The 6,720-nt window shown below is 63.8% G+C and carries 5 protein-coding genes; all 5 read right to left on the reverse strand.

Going from position 1 to position 6,720, the window contains the following annotated elements:
- Positions 1 to 647: 647 nt before the first annotated feature.
- The 5 genes from ACZ6EM_RS37245 to ACZ6EM_RS37265 all read right to left on the reverse strand — a co-directional run bounded on the left by ACZ6EM_RS37245 (position 648) and on the right by ACZ6EM_RS37265 (position 6,198).
- Positions 648 to 2,666 (reverse strand): RICIN domain-containing protein, encoded by a 2,019-nt coding sequence (locus ACZ6EM_RS37245; protein WP_331768675.1) that lies wholly within the window; start codon positions 2,664 to 2,666, stop codon positions 648 to 650.
- Between the two features lie 2 nt (positions 2,667 to 2,668).
- Entirely contained in the window at positions 2,669 to 3,085 is a 417-nt protein-coding gene (locus ACZ6EM_RS37250) for a GPW/gp25 family protein (protein ID WP_401049848.1), read from the reverse strand.
- Positions 3,086 to 3,236: 151 nt separating this feature from the next.
- A complete protein-coding gene (locus ACZ6EM_RS37255) occupies positions 3,237 to 4,943 on the reverse strand; it encodes a VgrG-related protein (protein WP_331768674.1) in 1,707 nt (568 codons plus the stop codon).
- On the reverse strand, positions 4,940 to 5,689 hold the full coding sequence (locus tag ACZ6EM_RS37260) for a CIS tube protein (protein WP_401049851.1): 750 nt from the start codon (positions 5,687 to 5,689) through the stop codon (positions 4,940 to 4,942). The genes ACZ6EM_RS37255 and ACZ6EM_RS37260 overlap by 4 nt, the downstream gene beginning before the upstream one ends.
- An 80-nt stretch (positions 5,690 to 5,769) precedes the next feature.
- Positions 5,770 to 6,198, reverse strand: coding sequence for a phage tail protein (locus tag ACZ6EM_RS37265; RefSeq protein WP_401049852.1), 429 nt, complete (start codon positions 6,196 to 6,198; stop codon positions 5,770 to 5,772).
- Between the last annotated feature and the right edge of the window lie 522 nt (positions 6,199 to 6,720).

Raw genomic sequence — 6,720 nt, forward strand, 5'->3', positions numbered from 1 at the left:
CTGGTCGTTGAGAAGGGAACTGAAGCCCTGTTAACGGTCGCGGTGCCCGTATCGAAAGGCAATCCGGTCAGAATCCGCAAGATACCGATACCACCTAAGGAGAGAACCAGGAGCGCACTCCGGGAAAGGACGGCGAGCGACTCACCGTCTCGCCGACGCTTTGATGGTTTCATCACCGACCGCGGCGTGATGACACGTACGACGGGCCCTCCCTGCTGAGGGCTTGATGGGTCCGATGGCGCCTGTAATACCGGGGGCCACGCCGGACCGGGTGTGCTGCGCTGGGTGGAGGGAGTTCTTTGAACGGGATTCGTGGCGCATGCGCGATTGTGCGCGGTGGGCGATCGGCGTAGGGATGGGCCCGGATGCGGCTGAGGTCGCTGCTATCGGAACCGGTGCGCCTGTTCTTCCGGCTGGCTTGGGCGCTCAGGCCACGAGAGTGGACCGGGATCGGACCGAGCGGCTTGTGAATCTGATTCCGGTGCGTATTCACCATTGCCCCCTCGAGCATGTAATGACGGAATGCCGGGCGAACACGTGCGGACCATGGTGTCGCTCCTGCTCTTGTGACCGGCACGCGAGCTGGTGCACTCGAGCGTGCTGTCGAGGTCTGCCGTATGGCTGCCGATGCGCTGCGAATCGGGGAGTCATCGTCTCGGCGTTGCCTTGTCGGAGGGCTGTAGGCGCCATAGCTGGTGTGGGCGTCCGTCGTAGGTCTGCTGGACGATAGGTGCACCGGGGGTGGTGTATCCGGCGAAAACAGCAAGCACCAGACCGCTGTTGACATTCGTCAACTTGTAGTACCCGCCCCCTTGCTCGGACGCGGTCCACTGTGACTCGAGGCCAGAGCCGAGGGTCTGTTGGACTACGTATGCGCCGTAAACGGTAGAGGCGTTCTCCACGCTCATGACCAGGTTTGAGTTGCTGTTAGTGATCTGCCATGCCTCGGAACCCGCCGAGGTGAGAGTCCACTGTTGATTGGCACCATCCTGCGGGGAGGCCTGCTGCAGCCTGGCACCAGGGGCCGTCGAAGAGTTCGGGACCTCGATCGCGAGCCCGCTCTTCTGATTGACCAGCAGACCGCTCTGTGTGGGTGTGTCATCGCTGGGGTTGGTGTTCCCGATGGAGCTGGAGTTGACAGAGTCGATCTGGACTTCTGTCAGCAGGGGAAGTCCATCGGGCGGTAGGACCAGGGGCGGGGAGATAGGGTTGTCGTTCGGGTCCGTCATGGTGACGTTGAGTACCGTGACGGTGCTGGGAAGCCCCGCAAGCACAGCGTACGGGTCGCCTGCATGGACCGGACGGCCGAACGGCCATCCGGCGCCGCTGTCGCCACCAATGACAGGATGAAAGTACCGGTACAGCGCGTCTCTGGCGGCAATCTCCGCATTGACGGCTGCGAGGCTTCCCACGGCAGGCCATACCTGGATCGTGGCTGCCACCTTGAACGGCACCCACACCGGCTCGGTGACCTGTACACGCGTGCCGAGCAGGCGCAGGGCCTCCTCGGAGGCACGGATAGCCTCCTTGGTCTCGTCGGTGAGGACGAGGTCGGCGGCCGGTAGTGCCTGGCCGGGGTCACCGGTGGGGCGGGGGACGACAGTGACCTGCAGGTGTTGGTCGGTGTCCGCCATGGTGCCAATGCGCAGGGCAGATCGGGCGCTGCCTCCGACGGTGACGGTGCGGACACGGGCTGCGTCGGGAACGCGCCTCGTGAGGACCTGGGCATGGTCGTCCGCGCTGACGGCCCGGTGAAGGGGGACCAGCCGGGCGGTGGCGCGGGCTACGGCCTCGTCGAGGGTCTCGGGTTCGGCCCCGCCGGTTGCGGCCGCGCGGTTGGTGACAGTGGCGGGCGGAGTGTTCACCCAGGAGGTGAGGCTACCGGCGGGGACGTTCCCGCGCGTACCCTGACACGTCTCGTAGCCGGCCCGTACCTCGGCGCCGAGTCGGGGGATCTGGCCGTGCTGGTACGGACCGTAGGTGTAGGGCGTGCTGGGGCCGAAGACGACCTCGCCCGCAGTGGCGTCCCACACGAACCGGTAATCAGCAGACAGGGAACCCGCGAAGGTGGTGTCTTGCACCCAGGTATCGGCGGGTGCGCCGCTGCTGACGGTGGTGACCGTCAGGGTGACCGCCGGGGTGCCACTGGTGGTTTGCTGGAGGATGGGCTGGTAGGTGGGGCGGAAACGCTGGTCTGGCGTGCCGTCGGACACCCCGAGTACTTCGTCGACAGTGGTGATATTGACTGCGGGCACGGTACCGGTTGCCGTTTCGGCGGGCAGAACGAGGGTCTCGATGGTCCGAAAGGTGATGGTTGGGCCCGGATAGCTGCTCGGGGTGGAGACGGTCGTGCCCTGGGGAATGGTCCGGTCGGTGGAGTTGGGGTCGGTGAGGGTGAAAGTGAGCTCAGTGCGGGCGGCGGACGGCGGAGTCGGGACAACGCCGGCCAGGCGCAGCAGAGACGCGCGGGCGGCGTCAGTGAGCTGATCGGTGCGGTACCCGAGTTGTTCGACGCGGGAGGCGCAGGCCTCGATCAGGGTGACGCCTGGGTCGGAGACGTTGTGGTCGGTCCACTGGGGGCAGCGCTGGGGGATGTAGCGCTTGGCCGCGTCGACGAGGTCCTGGAAGCGCAGGTCGTCCAGGGAGGGAACGGGGACGTTGCTCATCGTTAGGCTCCTGCGGTACCAGTGCCGGGTTCTCCGGGCAGGGTGTAGAAGGGGAAGACCAGGTTGCGGGGGCTGTTGGTTGCCAGGATTCGGTAGCTGATGTCGATATAGAGCAGACCGGAGACCACGGTATCCGCGGTGACGTCGACTTCATCGACGGCGATCCGCGGTTCCCAGCGTTCCAAAGCGGTGTGGACGGTCTCGATGATCTGACCACCGGTCGTCGCGTCGATGGGAGCGAAGACCAGGGCACTGACGCCGCACCCGAATTCCGGGCGCATCGGGCGCTCTCCCAGCATTGTTCTCATGATCAACTGGATGGACCGGTCGATGTCTTCGGCTCCGCCGACAAGCGCGATGGTGCCGTCATCGGCGACTGTTGCAGGGAAGGTCCAGCCTTTTCCGATCAGTTCGTCCACGATGGCCTCCCTCGGGCGAGGTCATTAAAGTGAGTCGAATGGGTGCTATAGACCTTGTTGCCTTTTCGGATGGTCGATCGCAGCCATGCCGGGAAACGGGCATCAGGGATGTTCGGCTCGTTAGGCAGCCGTGAGGAAAAGGGGAGGAACGTCATCCTACGTCAACCTTTGGCGAAGCGATTTTAACGCTATCGGTGCCGTTGATTTCTACCGTTTTCGCGTTAAGCTTGAGGCTACTCTTGGTGTTATCCCCGATCTCCAGGCTGTCCGTCGTGAGTGTCAGGCTTTTGGTGCCCTTGAGCTCCAGATTTTCCGCTTCGATCGTGATCTTTTTTGCCTTGCGGTCCAGGCGGATCTTCACCTCCTGGTCCCCGGTGCTCAGCAGGACGCCGCCCTCATCAGGGTGGTCCAGAAGCTCGATGCGGTTGCCCTCACGTGACGACAGTGACCGGCGGTTCACAGCCTTCGAGTCGGCATCAATCAAGTCAACGCTGTGTGTCGAAGGATGGTCCTTGCCGTTGTACAGGCCGCCCAGGACATAGGGGCGGTCCAGGCGTCCCTGCTCGAAGCCAACGAGCACCTCGTCTCCGATGCCGGGGCTGATCACCCCGCCCCCGCCTTCGCCTCCGAACTGCACGGTACGGGCCCAATCGGAGACGTAATCCTCGCTGAGCCACGGGAAGGCGATCCGCACCGCCCCCGACTGGCGCGTATCGGGATCACGGACGTCTTGGACGGTGCCGATGGCAAGCCCCGGCACCGCGTATGCTGCCGGTCCATTGCGGGCAGCGTGCGGGACGCGCTGTTGCGAGCTCACGTTCACCTTAGTGCGATAGCCGCGGTCGAAGACGTGGCGAGTACCGGTAACGGTGTAGCGGCCAGTGAACGGCTCTCCGACATTGACGAGCGTCACCGGCGTGCCGGCCGTCAGATGTGGGGAGCCATAAACCGTCGCTTCCAGGTCCACAATCGCGGCTGCGGCCGTGTCGGCGAAGTATTCGGCGACACCCTTGACATCACCCTGCAATGCGTACCCAGTGCCGATTACTTCAGTGAAGGCGCCTCCGCCCAGTTTCGTGGCCAGATAGCCGGCGCGGGTGCCGATATCGATATATTTGCTGCCGTCGACTTTTGCGGTACCAACAGTGGCCTTTTTAGTATCGATGTTCCAGCCGCGAACCTGGACTTCACCGGCTGGCCCGGGCGAGCCCACGGCGACTTGCAGGGACAGCAAGTTGGTTCCATAAGACAGTACGTACGGGTTATCGTCGCCCGCCTGGCGCGGATCGGGTGCGCTGTCGGCGGACTGAAGCGCTTTAAGGAACAGCGTGCCATTGTTGACGACGACCACAGCGCCGTGCAGTTCTGCGAGGTACTGAAGGAATTCCCAGTCAGTGATGTTCGGCTGGACCAGATACTTGATCTTGGACGTCGAGCCGGCAACAGACCCAACTCCGAGCGCCGCGTGGCTGGCGATGTCGCGAACGACCTTCTCCAGCGTGGTCTCCTGCCATGCAGTCAGCCGGCGGCCTCGAGTCAGCCGCTGCGCCCGGTCGTAGGCTCTCAGTACCGTGAATGTTCCCTGCTCCTCGACCTCGCTGGCCACACCGGCCACCTCGCCGCTGAAGAGCACGACGGGCCGGCTGTCGGCGGTGGTGTCCGCCGAGACCTTCAGAGGCGTTCCGATGGCGATCCCACTGCTGCTAAGCAGCTGGTGATTGGGGTCGCGGAAGCGCAGGGTCGCCAGAGCCGGCAGATTGGCGCGGGTGTCCACGTCGACGGTGGTGAGCCTTGCGGCCCACTCTTCCGGGAGGGCCGCCGTGGTCTCAACCAGCGGTGTGGCTGAGTAAGTGGTCATGATCCGCTCTCCGCGCTAGGGAGCCATGCCCCTGTTCCCCCGGCAGCCACCTCATCGACGGCGGGGATGAGCAGAGTAGTGCCTACTGCAAGCCGTTCAGGATCGACGATTCCGTTGGCAGCAGCAATCTGCCGCCACTGAGCGGCGTCGCCGTAGTAGCGCCAAGCCAGCGAAGCCAGGCTGTCACCGGCCTGCGTCTGGTGCACGGCTAGAGCATTTTTGGAGCCTGAGGTAGGGTTTTGTTTGGGTACGGTGCGGGGGATCTCATGCAGCGACAAGCGACAGGTGGCCCGGCTTGGCCTCCCGTCAACATTGAAAAGCGTGTATTCGACATCGACTGTGCTGAGGTAGGCATAGAACGAAACGGTGCGTGCACGTCCCCATTCAAGGCGTACCCACGGGGGGGACAAGGTACTACCAACCGCGAAGCTGCTAATGGCGGGCCGACAGCAGTCGAACAGCTCCTCTACTTGCTGTTCAATCGTGTTAACTAGACTGTAGGTCGAGTCGAGGAAGACCTCCACGCTGACCGACCTGAGATCGGTCCCGTTGAACTCCGGTGGGGCGTACCCCGATTGCTTGGATGGCTCAAAATTCCAGTTGGCGGACGTCGACAGGCTGATCGACTCGGGATTGAACTGCAGCGGGATTCGCGAGATCATCGGTCCGGGCTTGTTGGCCAGGCTGCGTTTGGCCGGCGGATCAAAGATCACGAGCGTAGCGCGGGTGAGCCCGAGCGTGGACAACGAGTACGAGGAGGAGGAGAGCCTGGACAGGGAGGGCAAGGACGGCACGACTGGCAAGAACGGCACCGTGGCAACTCCTTTCAGAACGGGGAGACGATGAAACCGTGATGGGCGATTTCAAGCGTCTCCATCCCGGGACGGGAGTCTTCAGCGCTGAACGACGGCCCCTCCCATCGCACAGGCACGACCCGCTCCATGCTCCATCTCGCGATGACGGAGCGGTTCGGGGCCAGCGCGGCGATGGTGCCGATCGTGGGAATGGACTGCATGGTCTGGCTCCGGAGCCACAGCCAAGCCGCGACGGTACTGCTGGTGAGGGGACGGGTCAGCACGATGTTGGAGTAGGACAGGCGGGTAGGGATCACCCACCGGTGAGCTTCCAGGCCGCCCTCCCAGCGCTCCTCTACCTCCAGGTTGGCGGCAAGGCCGTCACAGGTGGTGAAGGATCCCAGATCGTACATTCCGATCCATACCTGGAACCGCCAGCTGGTAGCGAATGACTCGGCCACAGCCGATACTCCTATCCTTGTGCACCCGGGTATAGCAACGTGGTGCATATCGTGTGACTCTGGGTGGGCTCGAGGAATGTCGACAGGTCAGCGAGGTAGTTCCATGTACCACCTTTCCGGCCTGTCTTCCTGGCGATGCACCACCTTTCGATGCAGCATGCGAGCGAGTACGGGCACCAGCACGCGAGTAAACTCATTACTGTGACGTCGAGTCATCTCGCGGACCATCACGGCTGTGTCCTGCACCCCGCCGGGGCGGGAAGCGCCGTCATGCCGATTCGTCGCCACGGGTGTCATCTGCCTGGGCGACGATCGCGCAGGCCTCGCCAGCCGCGAAGCGGTCGCATTCGGTTGCCGCCCGCCCATGTAGTTTGGGCTGGGCAGTACAGGCGATGGCGGTGTTTGCGGCGCGGGCTGGTCGTACAACGGTCGGGTGCTGGTGGGCAGGGCCGGCAGCGCCGTACCCATCCCTACCAAGGGAAGCGGGGGAGTGGCACCGGTGGTCAGGCGTGCCGACAGCGC

Source organism: Kitasatospora sp. NPDC041917, from assembly GCF_055589745.1.